The sequence below is a fragment of the Nocardioides sp. genome (assembly GCF_036401255.1).
Lineage (GTDB): Bacteria > Actinomycetota > Actinomycetes > Propionibacteriales > Nocardioidaceae > Nocardioides.
Genome location: NZ_DASWVI010000465.1, coordinates 1 through 17,450 on the forward strand (window position 1 = coordinate 1; position 17,450 = coordinate 17,450).

16 protein-coding genes are annotated in these 17,450 nt (G+C 73.2%); 4 read left to right on the plus strand and 12 right to left on the minus strand.

Annotated elements, in window-relative coordinates; translation table 11 throughout:
- On the minus strand, window positions 1–595 hold a 595-nt coding region (locus tag VGD85_RS21270), incomplete at its 3' end, for a YhgE/Pip family protein (protein WP_331065432.1).
- Complete coding sequence (locus tag VGD85_RS21275) at window positions 592–3,291, minus strand: MMPL family transporter (RefSeq protein ID WP_331065433.1); 2,700 nt, start codon at window positions 3,289–3,291, stop codon at window positions 592–594. The genes VGD85_RS21270 and VGD85_RS21275, both read right to left, overlap by 4 nt.
- A 47-nt stretch (window positions 3,292–3,338) precedes the next feature.
- Between VGD85_RS21275 and VGD85_RS21280 the strand changes: the two genes are divergently transcribed.
- Window positions 3,339–3,968, plus strand: coding sequence for a TetR/AcrR family transcriptional regulator (locus VGD85_RS21280; RefSeq protein WP_331065434.1), 630 nt, complete (start codon window positions 3,339–3,341; stop codon window positions 3,966–3,968).
- 12 nt (window positions 3,969–3,980) lie between these two features.
- Here VGD85_RS21280 and VGD85_RS21285 read toward each other — a convergent pair whose 3' ends face one another.
- From VGD85_RS21285 to VGD85_RS21325, 7 genes are all read right to left on the minus strand, one after another.
- Window positions 3,981–4,559 carry a TetR family transcriptional regulator gene (locus VGD85_RS21285; RefSeq protein ID WP_331065435.1) on the minus strand — a complete coding sequence of 193 codons (579 nt, stop codon included), beginning with the start codon at window positions 4,557–4,559 and terminating at the stop codon, window positions 3,981–3,983.
- Between the two features lie 21 nt (window positions 4,560–4,580).
- On the minus strand, window positions 4,581–6,473 hold the full coding sequence (locus tag VGD85_RS23190) for a methyl-accepting chemotaxis protein (RefSeq protein ID WP_414690850.1): 1,893 nt from the start codon (window positions 6,471–6,473) through the stop codon (window positions 4,581–4,583).
- 27 nt (window positions 6,474–6,500) lie between these two features.
- Window positions 6,501–6,716 (minus strand): hypothetical protein, encoded by a 216-nt coding sequence (locus VGD85_RS21300; protein WP_331065436.1) that lies wholly within the window; start codon window positions 6,714–6,716, stop codon window positions 6,501–6,503.
- Window positions 6,717–6,772: 56 nt separating this feature from the next.
- On the minus strand, window positions 6,773–8,260 hold the full coding sequence (locus tag VGD85_RS21310; RefSeq protein ID WP_349257086.1) for a fatty acid desaturase: 1,488 nt from the start codon (window positions 8,258–8,260) through the stop codon (window positions 6,773–6,775).
- Window positions 8,261–8,461: 201 nt separating this feature from the next.
- The gene (locus tag VGD85_RS21315; RefSeq protein WP_331065437.1) at window positions 8,462–9,247 is read right to left on the minus strand and encodes an ABC transporter permease; all 786 of its coding nucleotides are present in this window, start codon (window positions 9,245–9,247) and stop codon (window positions 8,462–8,464) included.
- A complete protein-coding gene (locus VGD85_RS21320) occupies window positions 9,244–10,263 on the minus strand; it encodes an ATP-binding cassette domain-containing protein (protein WP_331065438.1) in 1,020 nt (339 codons plus the stop codon). The genes VGD85_RS21315 and VGD85_RS21320 overlap by 4 nt, the downstream gene beginning before the upstream one ends.
- Before the next feature lie 122 nt (window positions 10,264–10,385).
- Entirely contained in the window at window positions 10,386–11,150 is a 765-nt protein-coding gene (locus tag VGD85_RS21325) for a maleylpyruvate isomerase family mycothiol-dependent enzyme (protein WP_331065439.1), read from the minus strand.
- Between the two features lie 110 nt (window positions 11,151–11,260).
- Here VGD85_RS21325 and VGD85_RS21330 point away from each other — a divergent pair, with 110 nt between their 5' ends.
- Window positions 11,261–12,082: an NYN domain-containing protein gene (locus VGD85_RS21330; protein ID WP_331065440.1), complete on the plus strand. Its 822-nt coding sequence runs from the start codon at window positions 11,261–11,263 to the stop codon at window positions 12,080–12,082.
- On the opposite strand, the gene VGD85_RS21335 is transcribed toward VGD85_RS21330, so the two are convergent.
- A complete protein-coding gene (locus VGD85_RS21335) occupies window positions 12,068–12,703 on the minus strand; it encodes a PadR family transcriptional regulator (protein WP_331065441.1) in 636 nt (211 codons plus the stop codon). The two genes, VGD85_RS21330 and VGD85_RS21335, sit on opposite strands and share 15 nt — an antisense overlap.
- Before the next feature lie 23 nt (window positions 12,704–12,726).
- Here VGD85_RS21335 and ppgK point away from each other — a divergent pair, with 23 nt between their 5' ends.
- Window positions 12,727–13,485, plus strand: coding sequence for a polyphosphate--glucose phosphotransferase (gene ppgK / locus VGD85_RS21340; RefSeq protein ID WP_331065442.1), 759 nt, complete (start codon window positions 12,727–12,729; stop codon window positions 13,483–13,485).
- Here the strand turns inward: ppgK and VGD85_RS21345 are convergent.
- Window positions 13,461–13,973, minus strand: coding sequence for a MarR family winged helix-turn-helix transcriptional regulator (locus tag VGD85_RS21345; protein WP_331065443.1), 513 nt, complete (start codon window positions 13,971–13,973; stop codon window positions 13,461–13,463). The genes ppgK and VGD85_RS21345 overlap by 25 nt on opposite strands.
- 66 nt (window positions 13,974–14,039) lie before the next feature.
- Between VGD85_RS21345 and VGD85_RS21350 the strand changes: the two genes are divergently transcribed.
- Window positions 14,040–16,064, plus strand: a complete 2,025-nt coding sequence (locus VGD85_RS21350) for an MMPL family transporter (protein WP_331065444.1) — start codon at window positions 14,040–14,042, stop codon at window positions 16,062–16,064.
- Between the two features lie 11 nt (window positions 16,065–16,075).
- On the opposite strand, the gene VGD85_RS21355 is transcribed toward VGD85_RS21350, so the two are convergent.
- Window positions 16,076–17,449 carry an NAD-dependent malic enzyme gene (locus VGD85_RS21355; protein ID WP_331065445.1) on the minus strand — a complete coding sequence of 458 codons (1,374 nt, stop codon included), beginning with the start codon at window positions 17,447–17,449 and terminating at the stop codon, window positions 16,076–16,078.
- Window position 17,450 lies beyond the last annotated feature (1 nt).

The window sequence follows — 17,450 nt, forward strand, 5'->3', positions numbered from 1 at the left end:
CGGCCGAGAGGTCCGCGGCGCCCGCACCGATCCGGTCGGCCGCTTCGGCGGCCCGGCCCAGCCGCACGCCGAGTCGCGCGGTCTCGCCGTACAGGCCCTCGAGGTAGGTGCCCGTGATGCGCTGGCCCAGCTGCGCCGCGGCGACCCGGCCGACGTCGTCGCTCAGCAGACCGAGCAGTGCGCCCGACCCGGCCTTGCTGCGCACGTCGAACGTCGCGCGGCGCGCCTCGTTGCGCGACAGCGCGGCCACCGTGGCCGAGAAGTCCTTCGGGATCGTCACCACGGCGTCGTACGTCCCGTCGTCGAGGCCGGCGCGCGCGTCGGCGGCGTCGGTGAGCCGCCAGTCGAGCCGCTGGTCGACCGAGCCCGCGTCGGGCGAGGTGAGGCCGGCGGCGAGGAGCCGGCCGGCGGCGACGGTCTGTTCCGCGGCTCCGACGCCCGTGGTCACGGGCTCGTCGAGGTTGACGACGGCGGCGGCGATCTGGTCGGTGTCGCTGACGCGGTCGCCCAGCGACCACAGCGCCATCGCGGCCAGCAGCGCCGGCAGCAGGGCGAGCGCCACGAACGCCCGCAGGGTGCGTCGGTCGGTGATCACGACACGGTCTCCTTCTCGGCGGCCGGGACCGGCCGCAGCGGCTGATGGGGTACGTCGGGGGCGGCGCTCGCCCCGGCCACGACCGTCGCCCCGAGGTCGGTGAGCTCGAGCAGCCGGCGCCAACGGTCCTGCTGGACGGGCGCGGCGGCCTCGTCGACCCGGTCGACGACGGCGAGGACCTCGGCGCCGCCCGCCGCGGCGGCGGCGATCCGGTCGAGGGTGCCTGCGTCCGGGAACTCCGGGAGGTGCCACACCCGCGCCCGGACGGCGACCGCCTCGGCGGGCAGCACCCGGTCCTGCACGACGAGCACGCCGTCGGTGATCGGCAGCCGGCCCGCCAGCGCGGCCAAGAGGGCCGCCCGCGTGGTCGGGTCGTCGGTCGCGGCCACGGCGAGCGTCCCGGACCGCACGACCAGGCTGATCGGCGCCAGCACCGTGCGGCCGCGTTCGTCGGCGATCCCGACGGCCTCGGCCCGGACGGCGGCGGCACCGTGCTCGCGCACCCAGGCCTCGTGCTCGAGGTGCGCGAGGAGGCCGGCCCCCTCGACATCGAGCGGCGGCACCCGCTGGTCCAGCCACCGGGGCAGCCACCAGGCCCGGTCGCCGAGGAGGGCGAGCACCGCGGGCACCAGCGTCATCCGGACCAGGAACGCGTCGACGAACACCCCGACCGCGAGGCCGAGCGCGATCGGCTTGACGATCGCGTCGCCGTGGGGGACGAACGCGGCGAAGACGCTGAACATGATGATCGCCGCGGCGGCGACCACCCGGGCACTGGCGGTGAAGCCGCTCACGACCGCGCCCCGGGCGTCGCCGCCGTGCATGTAGTCCTCGTGCATCCGGGAGACCAGGAAGACCTCGTAGTCCATGGCCAGCCCGAACAGCACGCCCATCAAGATGATCGGCAGGAACGAGATCACCGGCCCCAGCCGCGAGACGCCCAGCGTGTCGGCGAACCAGCCCCACTCGAAGACCGCCGCGACCGCGCCGAAGGACGCCGCGACCGAGAGCACGTAGCCCAGCGTCGCCTTGACCGGCACCGCGACCGACCGGAACACGATCATCAGCAGCAGCAGCGAGAGCCCGACCACCACCAGGCCGAACGGCAGGAGCGCACCCGAGAGCCGCTCGGAGACGTCGATGGTGACCGCGGTCTGGCCGGTGACCTCGAGGTCGGTGACGCCGTACTCCTCCTCGAGCGAGGCGCTCCGATCGCGGATCTCGCGCACGAGGTCCGCGGTCGCCGGGTCGGTCTGGCCGGTCTCGGGGACGACCTGGATCACGCCGAGGTCGCCGCCCGGGTTCGGCGTCGCGAGCGGCACCGCGGCCACGCCGTCGAGGCGTCCCAGGTCGGCCGCCAGGCCCTCGACGACCCCGACGGGGTCGGTGGTGCGGATGATGTCCACGGTGACGAGCAACGGGCTGTTCCAGCCGGGGCCGTAGGCGTCGCTGACCAGGTCGTAGGTCACGCGCGAGCTGCTGCCCGGCGCGTCGGAGCCCCGGTCCGGGAGGCCCAGGTCGAGGTCCCGGGCGGGCAGCGCCAGCACCACGAGCACGGCGGTGGTGAGCACGACCGTGAGCACCGGCGCACGGGTCACGCCGCGCACCCAGCGAGCCCCCATGCTGTGGCCGGCGGTCGCCCCGGTCGAGCCGGCGACGGCACCGTGCCGCGCCGCCCGGGACCCGGGTCGCGGGCGGAGCCGTTCCCCCGCGAGGGCCAAGATCGCGGGCACGAGGGTGAGGGCGACCGCCACGGCGATCGCGACACCTGCCGCGGCCGCGAAGCCCATCACGGTGATCCCCGGGATGCCGACGACGACCAGCCCGCACAGCGCGATGATCACGGTGGTGCCCGCGAAGATCACCGCGCTGCCCGCGGTGGCCACCGACCGCGCGACCGAGTCCTCGACCGCCATGCCGGTCGCGAGCTGGGTCCGGTGGCGGAAGACGATGAACAGGGCGTAGTCGATCCCGACCGCGAGACCGATCATCAGCGCGAGCGTGGGGGTGGTGCTGTTGACGGTCGTGAAGGCGGCGACGGCGAGCAGGCCCAGCATCGTGGTGCCGACGCCGACCAGGGCGGTGAGGATCGGCAGGCCCGCGGCCAGGACCGACGCGAACGTCATCGCGAGCACCACCATCGCGATCACCACGCCCAGGCCCTCGGTCGCGCTGATGCTCACCTTGGTGGTCGTGAAGATCGATCCGCCGAGGTGCACGTCCAGGGGGCTCGCGGCGGAGACCTCCGCAGCGTCCTCCAGGTCGGTGACCGTCTGGTCGTCGAGCTCGTCGAGGCCCTCGTCGAGCAGGACCTGGGCGAGCGCCTCGTGTCCGTCGGCCGAGAGCAGGTACTCCGACCCCGGCGCGAACGGGTCGACCACCCGGGCGACGTGGTCGACGTCGGCGACCCGACCCAGGACCCGGCGTACCTCCGCCCGGTGGTCGGCGACCTGCTCGCCCTCGGGCGCGACGAAGAGCACCTGGGCGCTGGTGCCGGCCAGCAGGGGGAACCGGTGGTCGAGGGTGTCGAGGCCGCGCTGCGACTCGGTGCCCGGGATCGACAGGTCCTGCTGGAGGTGGCCACCGAGCAGGCTCGCCGAGCCGGCGGCGAGGATGAGCAGCATCAGCCAGGCCGCCACGACCCAACGCGCGGAACCGACGGCGAACCGGCCGAGCCGGTAGAGGAACGAAGACACGTTCAATACGGTAGCGTATTGAATACACGAATGAATCGGAGGTGCCCATGACGATCGCCACACCCCCGCCCGGGTCCGCCCCGCGACGCCGGGAGAACACGCGTGCGCGGCTGATCGAGGCGAGCTTCGGCGTGTTCGTCGACCACGGGCTCAAGCGGGTCACCGTCGACGACCTGGTGGGCGCCGCGGGCTACACGCGGGGCGCCTTCTACTCGAACTTCTCCAGCATCGAGGAGGTCTTCTTCGAGGTCTTCCGCGACCGGGGCGAGAGCATGCTGGCCGCCGCGTCCGCGGCCATCGCCGCGGTCCCCGAGGAGGACTTCACGCTCGAGTCGATCGGCTCGGTCCTCGACGCCGTGCGCGCGCAGGGCCGCGAGTGGTACATCCTGCACGCGGAGTTCACGCTGCTGGCCCTGCGCGACGAGCAGGCGCGCGAGGTGCTGGCGGACTTCTCCGGCCGGTTCCGGGTCCGCCTGGTCGCGGTGATCGAGGACGTGCTGCGCCGCCTGGGGCGCGTCCCCGACCGGCCGACCGAGGAGCTGGCGGAGATGGTGGCCGCGCTCCACCTCCACGCGCTGGGCCAGCGCCTGGTGGGCTCGTCGGTGCTCGGCGCGGACGGCATCAGCATGGACACCGTCTCGGCGCTCGTGCTCGGGTTCTCCCACCCGGAGGCGTGAGGGCGCCGAGGATCAGCCTCGATCCACCGGGGACCGCAGCACCCGCTCGGCGATCCAGGCGATGTCGTCCGCGGTCTCCTCCGGGCGGCCCGAGGGCTGCATGACGTGGCTGAGCACCACCCGCACGACCACGTCGATGGCCGCCTCGAGACGGCGGCCGGCGATGCCGACGTCGTACGGCGCGAGCCGCTCGGCCACGACCAGCTTGGCCGCCGCGAGCAGCGACTCCGCGTGCGTGGTCAGCAGCGGCAGCAGCTCGGTGTCGGCCCCGTGGGTGGCCGACACGACCGCGTGCAGGAGCTGGTTGTCCTGGGCCAGCTCCAGCACCCCCGCCGACGCCGCGCGGACCGCGCCCACGAGGTCGGCCGGGTGCTGGTCGAACGCCACCGAGACGACCCCGAGGAACCGGTCCAGCTCCTGCTGGATCATCGCCTCGGCGAGCGCCGGCTTGGCGCCGACCTCGTTGTAGACGGTCTGCCGGCTGACCCCGACGCGGTCGGCGAGCGCGGCCATCGTCACGCTCGCCCACCCCGTCGCGGCGGTCATCGCGACCGCCGCGTCGACGATCTGGGAGCGCAGAGGGCCGGGCACGCCGCGAGTCTAGGACGCTGCTCAGACCCGGAACGCCCCCACCAGCTCCGCCAGGCGCGTCACCGTCCGGCCGAGGTCATCGGTCGCCCGCGAGGACTCCTCGACGGCGACCCGGGTCCGGGCCATCGTGGCCTCGACCTCACCGAGGCTGGTGAAGATCTGGCCGCTGCCGGCCGCCGCCGAGGCGACGTTCTGCGCCATCTCGTTGGTGGTCGCGGTCTGTTCCTCGACGGCCGCCGCGATCGCCGCCTGGTACCCGTCGACCCGGCCGATCGTCTCGGTGATCGCGGTGATCGCCCGCACCGCGTTGTCGGTGTCGCCCTTGATCGCCGCGACCCGCGACGCGACCTCCTCGGTCGCCCGGGCCGTCTGGCTGGCCAGGTCCTTGACCTCCCCGGCGACGACCGCGAACCCGCGGCCGGCCTCCCCCGCACGCGCCGCCTCGATGGTCGCGTTGAGGGCGAGCAGGTTCGTCTGGCCGGCGATCGTCGTGATCACGTCGACCACCTCCGCGATCCGCGCCGACGACTCGCTCAGCGTGCGCATGACGCCTTCGACGTCACCGGCCAGCCCGACGCTCTCGCGGGCGACCGTGGCCGCCTCCTGCGCGCTGCCGGAGATCTCGCGGATCGACGCGGACATCTCCTCCGAGCCCACCGACAGGGTCTGCACGTGCTCGGTGACCTCGCCCGCCGAGCCGGCCGCTGCGGTGGTGAGCTGGGTCGCCGCGTCGGCGCTCGTGATCAGGTCCGTGCGCACCCCGTCGAGGCCCTTGCTGGCGTCGTCGACCCGTCCGGCCTCCGCGCTGATCTCCTCGAGCAGGTCGTGGAGGTGCTGGACCGCCAGGTTGAGCGCCCGGCTCATCGTGCCGATCTCGTCACCGCCGTCCTCGGGCACCGAGACCGTGAGGTCCCGCTCGGCCAGCGCGCTCATCGCGGCGGTGAGCCGGCTCATCCGCCGCGACATCCGGGTCGCGACCAGCCACGCGACCAGCGCGCCGGCGATCGCGAGCAGGACCGCCATCACGACGAAGACCTTCAGCATGGTGCTGCGCCCGTCGGCCAGCGCCTGGCTCGCGGCGGCGAAGTCCGGCCCGTAGGCGGTGACGACCACGGCCCAGGAGTACGGCGCGTACGCGCCGACGTACACCGTGCTCTCGGCGACGGGTGCGCCACCGGTGCCCGCCAGCCGGTACCGCCCCGGCGCGAGCTCGCCGTCGGTGAGCTCGCTCGCCCGGGTCAGGGACTCCTCGACCCACGGGGTGCCGTCGGCGTCCGCACCCTCCAGGGTCGTCCCGACTGCCTCGGGATCGCTCGAGGCCACCACGCGGCCGCGATCCGCGGCGGCGGTGCTCACGATCGAGACCGAGCCGTGCTCGCCGATCTCGGTCTGCTCGAGCGCGCCGCTCAGCGCGGAGATCGCCTGGGCCTGGGGCACGCCGACGAACAGCGCGCCGATGACCCTGCCGCGCGCGTCGAGCAGCGGGTCGTAGGCGGTGACGCTCCACGTGTCGACGACCTTCGCCACGCCCCGGTAGGGCTTGCCGTCGCGGATCGCGGAGGCGACGGGGTTCGGGTTCCCCTCGTCGTCGACGGCCGGGATGTAGGTCCCGATCGCCCGGGTGCCGTCCGCGGTCTCCACGGTGGTGGCGACGCGGAGCAGGTCACCTCGCGCGTTCATCCGCTGGAAGACGGTGACCGAGCCGCCGACGATCTTCGCGATGGGATCGACCACGGGGGTCTTGACGTCGAGGTCCTTGTTCTGGCCGAGGGACGCCGTACCGATGCTCGCGCGCGGCAGCTCGACGGTGCTCGTCTTGCCGCTCACCTGGTCGGTCGCCTGCCAGGTGACCGGGTCACCGGCCGCGAGCCGGAGCCCGCCACTGCTGGTCACCCAGGACCTGGCCACGGTCATGCCGCGGTCCTGGGCGCTCTGGACCGACTAGCCGACGGCGGCCACGAGGGTGTCGATGCCGGCGGTCACGTGCGTGAGGTCGGAGGTGGTCAGCTCGTCGATCCGCTCGTCGGCATCCCCCGTGAACCGGGTGGTCTGCCAAGCACCGACGCCGACGAGGACCGCAGCGGTCAGCACCACACTGCCCGTCCCGAGAGCCACGAGCCGGTGGCGCAGCTGCCAGGAGTGCGCGCGAAGGTTCATGGGCTTCCGAACGGCGGGCGCCGCCGGGACCTGAGCCTTCCCGCTCAGGCTTTACCTCACGTCCGGCTGGCGGCCTCCGTGAGCGGCACGAAGTCGACCTTCTCCCGGACGCCGCAGTCGGGGCAGCACCAGTCGTCGGGCACATCCGCCCATGCGGTCCCGGCCGCGAAGCCCTCGAGCTCGTTGCCCTCCTCGACCCGGTAGGTGTAGCCGCAGCCCGGGCAGCGGGCCGCGAGCACCTCCTCGGTGACCACCGGGGTGGCCGGGTCTCCGGCCGGCCGCGCGGCGTCCTCGGTCTGCGGGGGCGGGTACTTCGCGAGGATCCGGTCGCGCTTGCGGGGGGCGAGATTCGCCCGCGACATGTCGCCGTCGAAGTGGGCGAGCACCCGCGGGTCCATCACCCGGCGCCAGATCGCGGGGACGATGGCGAGCACGATCATCCCGGCGTACCCGGTCGGCAGCACCGGCGACTCCTCGAAGTCGCGCAGCGACTGGTAGCGACGCGTGGGGTTCGCGTGGTGGTCGCTGTGGCGCTGGAGGTGGTAGAGCAGCACGTTCGTGGCGATGTTGTTGGAGTTCCACGAGTGCGTGGGGTCGACCCGCTCGTAGCGCTGCCGCTCCCCGACGCCGACCTTCTGCCGGAGCATCCCGTAGTGCTCCATGTAGTTGACGACCTCGAGCAGCGAGAAGCCGACGACGGCCTGGATCAGCAGGTAGGGCAGCAGCTGCGGCCCCAGCCACGCCACCAGCGCACCCCACAGGACCGCCGACATCAGCCAGGCGTTGAGGACGTCGTTGCCGAGGCGGAACGGGTGCTGCTGCTTGCGGGCGTAGCGACGCTTCTCCAGGCGCCAGGCGGACTTCAGGGAGCCCCAGACCGTGCGCGGCCAGAACTGGTAGAAGTTCTCGCCCACCCGCGATGAGGCCGGGTCCTCGGGTGTCGCGACGCGCACGTGGTGGCCGCGGTTGTGCTCGATGTAGAAGTGCCCGTAGAAGCTCTGCGCCAGGGCGATCTTGGAGAGCCAGCGCTCGTTGGCCTCGCGCTTGTGCCCGAGCTCGTGGGCGGTGTTGATGCCGATCCCGCCGATGCAGCCGATCGAGACGGCCAGCCCGATCTTGTCGAGCACGCCGAGGTCGGCGCCGCCGGCGATCAGCCACATCGCGCCGACGAACCCGGCGTACTGGATCGGCAGGAAGAGGTAGGTGATCCAGCGGTAGTAGCGGTCCTGCTCGAGCGCCTCGATGACGTCGTCGGGCGGGTTGGAGCGGTCCAGGCCCGCGACCAGGTCGATGGCAGGAACCACGACCAGGATCACGATCGGGCCGATCCAGAACCAGATGCCCCAGCCGGTGAGCTCCCAGGCGCCGTAGCCGATGAACGCCAGCGACGGCACCACCAGGCCGATCAGCCACAGGAAGCGCTTCTTGTCCTTCCAGGTCGCGGTCGACCCTTCGGGGACGGTGCTGTGCGGAATGCCGGGCGTGCTGGCGGGCGTGCTGGCGGGCGTGCTGTCGGGCGAGATGTCGGGCGTGCTGGGGGTCATGGCGGGGCCTCCTGCGAGATGACGAGCGTCACGTCCAGGGCTTTACAAAACCACACCGGATGTCAAGTGTCTAGACCTTCGAGTGAACAGATGTAGCCCGACCTCCAGGACCTGTCAGCCGAAACCCGCACGACACGCCGTGGCCCCTCGGCGTGTCGTGCGGGTTTCACCGGCCGACCGGTGAAACCCGCACGCCGCCGGTCAGGCGTTCTCGCGGCGGAACGTCGCGGTGCCCCACCAGGCGCCGAGGGCGGCGAGAGCGATCGCCCAGACCAGGCCCCACAGCACCGACGAGGTCGCCAGGTCGCCGGCGAACCCGTCGCGCGCGGCGTCGACGATGTAGCGGAACGGCATGAAGTCGCTGGCCCGGCGCAGCCAGCCGGGGCCGAGCGTCATCGGCAGCAGGATGCCGCTGAGCAGCAGCACCGGCATCATCACGATGTTGATCACCGGCGCCATCACGTCCTCGCTCTTCGTGGTGAGCGCCAGCGCGTTGGAGGCCGCGGCGCACGCGCCGCCGATCAGCAGGGTGATCACGATGCCCAGCACGATCCCGGGGACCGAGCCGCGCAGGCCCATCGCCAGCCCGAGTCCCACGAGGATCAGCGCCTGCACCAGCAGCTGCAAGACGTCGCGCATCAGCCGGCCGACGAGCAGCGCCGAGCGGCTGGCGGGGGTCACCCGCTCGGCCTCGATCACACCCTCGCGCCACTCCCCGATCAGCGCGAAGCCGGCGAAGAACGCGCCGAACATGCCGAGCTGGACCAGCAGCCCGGGCACCAGGAACGTGTACGCGTTGGCGGTGCCGGTGTCGAAGGAGCCGACGAGCGGCTTGAGCAGCGGGCCGAACAGCACCAGGTACAGCACCGGCTGCATGATGCCGATCATCACCCAGGCGGGGTTGCGCAGGTTCATCCGGATCTGGCGGCGGAACACGATCGCGCACTCGCGTGCGAAGCCGGCGCCTGTGCTGACGCGGGTGGTCATGCGAGCACCTCCTCGGGCTGGTTCTGGGCGGGGTCGGTGGAGTCGGCGTCGCGCAGCGACCGGCCGGTGAGGGACAAGAACACGTCGTCGAGCGTGGGGCGCAGCACCTCGATCGAGTCGAGCTCGACCCCGGCGCCGTCCAGGTCGCGCAGGAGGGCGGGTACGACGCGCCCGGCGCGCTGCACCCGGGCTCGCACGTGGCGATGCTCGGTCTCGACGCCGTCGGCGCCGCCCGAGCCGCGGACCATCGCGCCGAGGCGCTCCGCGGCCACGCCGACCTGGTCGGGGTCGGCGACCTCGAGGTCGACGAGGTCGCCGGCCACCTGGGCCTTGAGGTTGTCGGAGGTGTCCGAGGCGACGATGCGGCCCTGGTCGATGATGACGATCCGGTCGGCCAGCGCATCGGCCTCGTCGAGGTAGTGGGTCGTGAGGAAGACCGTCGCCCCGAACCTCGACCGGAGGCCCTCGATGTGCTCCCAGAGGTTCGCGCGGGCCTGGGGGTCCAGGCCCGTGGTCGGCTCGTCGAGGAACACCAGCCGCGGGTCGTGGATGAGCCCCATCGCCACGTCGAGGCGGCGCTTCTGGCCACCGGACATGTTCTTCGGCATCCGCTTCCACAGCCCGTCGAGCTGGAGCTGGGCGAACAGCTCCTGCCCGCGGCGTACGGCGTCGGCGCGCGACATCCCGTAGAGCATGCCGTGGTCGACGACCTCGTCGCCCGCGAAGGCGCCCGAGAACGTCGCGCCCACCTGGGAGACGTAGCCGATGCTGCGGCGCACCTGGACCGATTCGCGCACCACGTCGTAGCCGGCCACGGTCGCGCTGCCGGCCGTGGGCCGCAGCAGCGTGGTCAGCATCCGCAGCGTGGTGGTCTTGCCGGCGCCGTTGGGTCCGAGGAAGCCGACCACCTCGCCCTCGTGGACGTCGAGGTCGACGCCGTCGACCGCCCGGACCTCCTTGGCGTTCTTGCCGCGCCCCGTGTGGAACGTCTGCACGAGTCCTCGTGCTTGGATCATGGGATCCCCCTTGTGTTCAAGTTTGAATACCAGTGTTCAACGTTGAATGGCCCTGGTCAAGTCGAGCCCGCGAAGAGACCCGCCGGCGCGCGGGGACTCATCGCCCGAGGCGCCGGGTCGGCTCAGTGCCACACGACCGCCGCGCGCTCACGCCAGCCGTCGTCGAGGCCGTCGCGCCGGGTGCGGTTCCACAGCGCGAGGTAGAGCTCGACCGCGGGGCCGTCGAGCACCCAGTCGACGTCGGGGTCCGCGGGCCGCGGCCCGGCGACGCGCTCGGTCACCGCGGGTCGGGGTCCCAGGGCGACCCGCCAGTGCTCGGTGGCGTCGTCGGGCGCGACCACGAGCACCGAGTCCTCCTCGCAGCGCAGCCGCGAGCGGGGCCGGGTGAGGAACCCGCCGAGCAGCTCGTCGATCCCGTCGAGCGCGAGGTCGAGCTCGACCCAGGTCTCCTCCGGGCGCGGCCACCGGCCGAGGCTGGCCGCGAGGGCGTCGACGGCGTGCACGGTGGTCTCGTGGCACTGGCGGCGGGCCCAGAACTCACGCGGCGCGGGCGCGTCGTTCAAGAACACCAGCGCGCGCAGGTCGGCGGGCGCGGCTGCGAGCAGGTCGGCCAGGTCGGCGGCCCCGCGGCGCAGCCAGTCCAACGGGTCGGGATCGGCGCGCCCGGCCGCCTCGAACGGGTCGGGGTCGACGTCGCTCTCGCCGCGCACCAGGGCGGCGGCCCAGCGGTGCACCATGCCCTGGTGGGCGACCAGGTCGCGCACCGTCCAGTCCGGGCAGGTCGGGACCGGCGCGTCGAGGCCGGCCCGGCCGGCGTACCGGACGAACGCCGCCACCGCGGTGCGCAGCCCGTCGAGGTGACGGGTCCGGGTGAGCTCGGTGGGCACCCTTCGAGCGTGGCAGGTGGCGCGCCGCACGGCATCCCGTTTATGGCCCGGTTCACGGCCCGGTTCACGGCCCGGTTCACGGCCCGGTGCCGCCGTGGTAGGAGTGAGCCGTGACCGAACCCGCCGACGTGCGCCTCGCCGTCCTCATCGACGCCGACAACGTCTCGGCCGCCCACGCGGCGGCACTCCTCGCCGAGCTGGCGCGCTACGGCGTCCCCACCGTGAAGCGGGCGTACGGCGACTGGACGACCCAGCAGCTGACCGGCTGGAAGTCCGAGCTCACCCGGCACGCCATCGCGCCGATCCAGCAATTCGCCAACACCGTCGGCAAGAACTCCACCGACTCCGCGTTGATCATCGACGCGATGGACCTGCTCTACTCGGGCAACCTCGACGCGTTCGCGATCGTCTCGAGCGACAGCGACTTCACCCGGCTCGCGACCCGGCTGCGCGAGTCGGGCAAGACCGTCTACGGCCTCGGCCGGCGCCGGACCCCGGCCTCGCTGCAGGCGGCGTGCGACAAGTTCATCTTCCTCGAGGTGCTGCGCGACGAGTCGGACAAGGACGCCCCTCCCACCACGGACCAGGAGGCAGAGTCGGATGCGGAGTCCGAGGCGGACTCGCTGCCCGACCTGCGCACGATCCTCGAGGCGGCGGTGCGCAGCACGGCGCAGGACGACGGCTGGTCGGCGCTCGGGTCGGTCGGCAGCTACCTCGGCAAGACTCACGCCGCCTTCGACCCGCGTCACTACGGCTTCCCGCGACTCAGCGCCCTCGCGGGGGCCCAGCCCTACCTCGACCTCGACCACCCCGAGGGCGGTCAGCCGCGCGTCCGGCTGCGCGCGCAACGCCCGCCGCGCAAGCGCGCACCGGCCAAGCGCGCACCGGCCAAGAAGGCCGCGAGCGCGACGAGGACGTCAGCGGCCGAGTAGGGCGCGGTACTTCTCCCGGTCGGTGTTCATCTGCCAGCCGGGGTCGTCGGGGGGCGGTGTCCACCCCCACTCCTCGCCGAGCTCGAAGGCGAGCCGGCCGCTGCGCACCTCCTCGATCGTCTCCCGCAGCCAGGCCAGCTCCGCGACGGCGAGGTCGAGCCACAGCAGCATGCTCCGGGTCGCGTGGGGCGGCGCGGCCCCGGGCTCCTGGTCGGCGAGCTCCTTGACGGTGCGCTCCAGCTCGACCCGGCGCCTGGTGAGCGAGCGCACCACCCGGTCGCGGTCCAGCAGGGGCAGCATCGAGAACGCGACGTGGAAGGCCGAGCGCTCGAACACGTCCACGGTCTCGAGGGCCTCGATCATCAGCCGGTCGAGCTCGGCGCGGCCGCTCTCGGTCAGCTCGTAGACCGCGACCTCGCGGCCGCCGTCGACGAGGTCGTGGCGCACCAGGTGGCCGAGGTTCGTGAGCGAGGTCAGGCCGTGGTAGATCGAGCCGGGGTTGGTGTGCGCCCAGCGGTCCACCTGCCAGGAGAGCAGCTCGCGCCGGATCTGGTAGCCGTTGACGGGCTCGAACATCGCGACCGCGCCGAGCAGCAGCATCCGGGTCTCGTGCGCCGCCATGAGGTGCAGTTTAGGGTTGCCAGATGGCCCAGACGGCACAGCAGCCCTTCGGCATCGACTTCGGTGGCACCGGCATCAAGGGGGCTCCGGTCGACCTGGCTGCCGGCGACTTCGCCGCCGAGCGGGTGCGGATCAAGACGCCCGACCCCTCCACCCCCGACCGGGTGGCGAAGGTCTTCGTCGAGCTGCTCGCCCAGTTCCCCGACTGCACCGGGGCGGTCGGGGTGACCGTCCCCGGGGTCGTGCGCCACGGCGTGGTCCGCTCGGCCGCCAACATCGACGACTCCTGGCTCGGCACCGACGCCGACCGGCTGTTCACCGAGGCCACCGGCCGCGAGGTCCACGTCGTCAACGACGCCGACGCCGCCGGCTTCGCCGAGGTGCGGTACGGCGCGGCCAAGGGCCGCTCCGGCCTGGTCATCGTGACCACCCTCGGCACGGGCATCGGGTCGGCGATGGTCCACGACGGCGTGCTCGTCCCCAACTCCGAGCTCGGCCACCTCGAGATCGAGGGCCACGACGCCGAGTCGCGCGCGGCCAACAGCGCCCGCGAGCGCGAGGACCTCTCCTGGGAGCACTGGGCCAAGCGCCTGACGACGTACTACCGCACGTTGGAGAAGCTCTTCTCCCCCGAGCTGTTCGTCGTCGGCGGCGGGGTCAGCAAGAGCTCCGCGGAGTTCCTCCCGCTGCTCGACCTGGACACCGAGATCGTCCCGGCCGCGCTGCGCAACAAGGCCGGCGTCGTCGGCGCGGCGCTCTACGCCTCCGAGGGCGGCGGCTGAGCGATCGCCGGCCCGGGCCCGGCCACCTCCTCGAAGGCCGCGCGCACGCCCCGCAGGTAGCGCTCGACGAGTGCGCGCTCGTCGTCGGTGAAGGACCGGTCCCACGTGTCGAGCGCCCGGAACATCGGCAGCAGGTGGGTGAGGACCTCCTCGCGTCCGGAGCGGGTCACCCGCACCTCGGTGCGCCGGCGGTCCGCGGGGTGGGGATGGCGCTCGACGTGGCCGCGCTCGGCGAGCCGGTCGACGATGCCGGTGGAGGCCGCGGTGCTGACCTCGAGGAGCCGCGCGAGCTCGGCCGGGCCGAGCGAGCCCCGCACGAGGTGCTGGAGCGCGACGAGCTCGGAGTCGCCGAGGCCCGCGCGCCGCGCGACGACGTGGCGCAGCCGGGCACCGGCCTCGATCGCCTCGCGCAGCGCGAGCAGGCTGCCGGTCTGGCGCCAGGAGTCGGCGAACTCACTGGCCGGTCCGGTCGGCTCGGCTTCCGGCATTTTTGTTTCACCCACTTGATGTCTAAGGTAGTTAGCGACCCGTTCCGAACCTACCGCGGAGACCCGATGACCTCGTTGAGCTCGCTGATCGCCGGCCGGCGCACCGCCTGGGCGGTGGCCCTGGTCCCATTCTTGCTGGCGCTGGTGCTGATCGGCGCCGTGGGTGAGGGCGACCGGGCCTCCCGGACCACCGACTCCCTCCCCGACGGCCTGGACAGCACCGAGGGCACCGCCCTGCTGGACCGGCTGCCCGAGGACGCCACCACCGCCGCGATCGTGCTGTTCACCGCCGATCGCGGCGAGCTCTCGGGCGACCAGCTCGCGAGCCTACGGGAGGGAGCGGACGACCTCGTCGCGCGCGGGGGCGGCCCGGCCCAGGAGGCCAGTCCGCTGGTGCCTGCCGAGGACCGCACCGCGGCGCTCCTGGCGGTCCCCGTGCCGTCGGGCTCGGCGAGCGAGGTCGCCGACACGGTCGAGGAGCTGCGCGCCGCCGCGGACGAGGCGGCTCCCGACGGCGTACGCGCCCAGGTCACCGGCCCCGCCGCGGTGCAGGCCGACCTCGCCGCCGTCTTCGACGGCGCCAACACCCGGCTGCTGCTCGTGACCGCCCTCGTGGTCGCGGTGCTGCTCGTGATCACCTACCGCAGCCCGGTGCTCTGGCTGGTGCCGTTGGTCGTGGTCGGCGTGGCCGACCGGCTGGCGGCGGTGCTGGCCACCCAGGTGATGGCCGCGGTCGACGTCGCCTGGGACGAGTCCACCGTCGGCATCCTCTCGGTGCTGGTCTTCGGGGCGGGCACCGACTACGCGCTGCTGCTGATCTCGCGCTACCGCGACGAGCTGCGCACCGAGCAATCGCGCCACCGCGCGATGGCGCACGCCCTGCGGCGTACGGCGGAGGCGGTGCTCGCCAGCGCGACCACGGTCGTCCTGGGTCTGCTCACCCTGCTGCTCTCGCTGACGCCGACCACCCGCGGGCTGGGCCTGGCCTGCGCCGTGGGCGTCGTCGTCGCGGCGGCGTTCGCGCTGGTCGTGCTGCCCGCGGCGCTGGTGCTGTTCGGCCGCTGGGTGTTCTGGCCGCGGGTGCCGCACGTCGGCGAGGCCGTCACCGTCGAGTCCGGCACCGTGTGGCACCGCATCGGCGAGCGGGTCGCACGCCGACCGGCCGTCGTGACCGGGGCCTCCCTGGTGCTGCTCGCCGCCATGGCGGTGGGCCTGTTCCGCATCGACCTGGGCCTGGACCAGGCCGAGCAGTTCCTCGACGAGCCGGAGGCGATCAGCGCCGCCGCCCGCCTGGCCGAGTCGTTCCCCGCCGGCACGGCCGACCCGACGCAGGTCGTCAGCACCGGACCCGCCGACCCGGTGCTGGCGGCGGTGCGCTCGATCGACGGCGTCACCTCCGCCCGGGTGTCCGACACCGGCGGCGGCGTCACGGTCGTCGACGCCGTGCTCTCCGGGCGGTCGGGGGAGAACGCCGACACCGTCGAGGCGCTGCGCGACGCGGTCGCGCCGTACGACGCGCACGTGACCGGGTCGGAGGCCGAGGCGATCGACGAGCGGACGGGATCCGATCGCGACCTGCGGCTGATCGTCCCGCTGATCCTGGCGCTGGTGCTCGGGGGACTGGTGGCGCTGCTGCGCTCCGCCGTCGCCCCGGTCCTCCTCGTCTTGACGGTGGTCGCGACGTACGCCGCCGCGATGGGCGCGTCGTGGTGGCTGTTCACCGGCCCCCTGGGCTTCGGCGCGATGGACAGCGGCGTGCCGCTGTTCGCGTTCTTGTTCCTCGTCGCGCTGGGCGTCGACTACTACATCTTCCTGGTCACCCGGGCCCGCGAGGAGGCGGCCGGCCACGGCGCGCGGGACGGCATGCTGCGGGCGCTGTCGGCCACCGGCGGCGTCATCACCAGCGCGGGCATCCTGCTCGCGGCGGTGTTCGCGGTGCTCGGGGTGCTCCCGTTGGTCGTGCTCGCCCAGCTGGGGACGATCATCTGCCTCGGCGTGCTGCTCGACACCCTGCTGGTGCGCACGCTGCTGGTGCCGGCCCTCGGGATGCTGCTCGGCGACCGGTTCTGGTGGCCGCGCCGGGTCGGCTGAGCCGTCTGAGGTCAGACCCCGCGGACCGCGGCGGCCACCTTGCGCTGCACGTCGGGGTGGAACACCGTCGGGATGATGAACGCGGGGTTGAGCTCGTCGTCCTTGACGACCAGGGCGATCGCCTCGGCGGCGCGCAGCAGCATGTCGAGGGTGATCTCGCTGGCGCGCGCGTCGAGCAGGCCGCGGAACACGCCCGGGAACGCGAGCACGTTGTTGATCTGGTTGGGGTAGTCCGACCGGCCGCTCGCGACGACCGCGGCGTACTTCTGCGCCTCGACCGGGTCGACCTCGGGGTCGGGGTTGGCCAGCGCGAAGACCACCGGCTGCTCGGCCATGTCCTGGATCCACTCGGCCTCGAGCAGGCGGGGGCCGCTGACGCCGATGAACACGTCCGCGCCGTCGAGGGCGGCTCGCAGGTCGCCGCGCACCCGCCGCGGGTTCGTCATCGCGGCCAGCTCGCGCTTGGCCGGAGGCAGGGTCTCGTCGTCGCGCGAGAGGCAGCCCTCGCGGTCCCAGACCACGATGTCGGGCGCGCCCGCGGCGAGCAGCAGGGTGACGATCGCGGTGCCCGCGGCGCCGCCGCCCGAGACCGCGATGCGCACGTCGGAGATGTCCTTCTTCACCACGCGCAGCGCGTTGGTCAGCGCGGCCAGCACCACGATGGCGGTGCCGTGCTGGTCGTCGTGGAACACGGGGATGTCGAGGCTCTCGCGCAGCCGCCGCTCGATCTCGAAGCACCGCGGGGCGGCGATGTCCTCGAGGTTGATCCCCCCGAACCCCGGCGCGATCATCTCGACCGCCCGCACGATCTCGTCGGTGTCCTGGGAGGCCAGGCAGATCGGCCAGGCGTCGATGTCGGCGAACCGCTTGAACAGCGCGGCCTTGCCCTCCATCACCGGCAGTGCCGCGCCCGGGCCGACGTTGCCGAGGCCGAGCACGGCCGACCCGTCGGTCACCACGGCGACCGAGTTGCCCTTGATCGTCAGCCGCGGCACGTCGCCGGGGTTCTCGGCCAGCGCGAGGCTGACCCGGCCGACGCCCGGGGTGTAGGCCATCGAGAGGTCGTCGCGGTTGCGCAGCGGCACCTTCGAGGTGACCTCGATCTTGCCGCCGATGTGCAGCAGGAACGTCCGGTCGCTGACCCGGTGCACCGCGACGCCCTCGACGGTCTCGGCGGCGGCCTCGAGCTGCTGGGCGTGCTCGGCGTCGCTGGCCGAGCAGGTGACGTCGACGACCAGCCGGGCGGCGCTGGAGTCCGCGACGTCGATGCCGGTGACGATGCCGCCCGCCGCGGAGATCGCCGTCGCGACCGCGCCCACGACGCCGTGGTCGGGCGCGGTGTGCAGGCGCATGGTGATCGAGTACGACGAGGCGGTGGCGGCCATG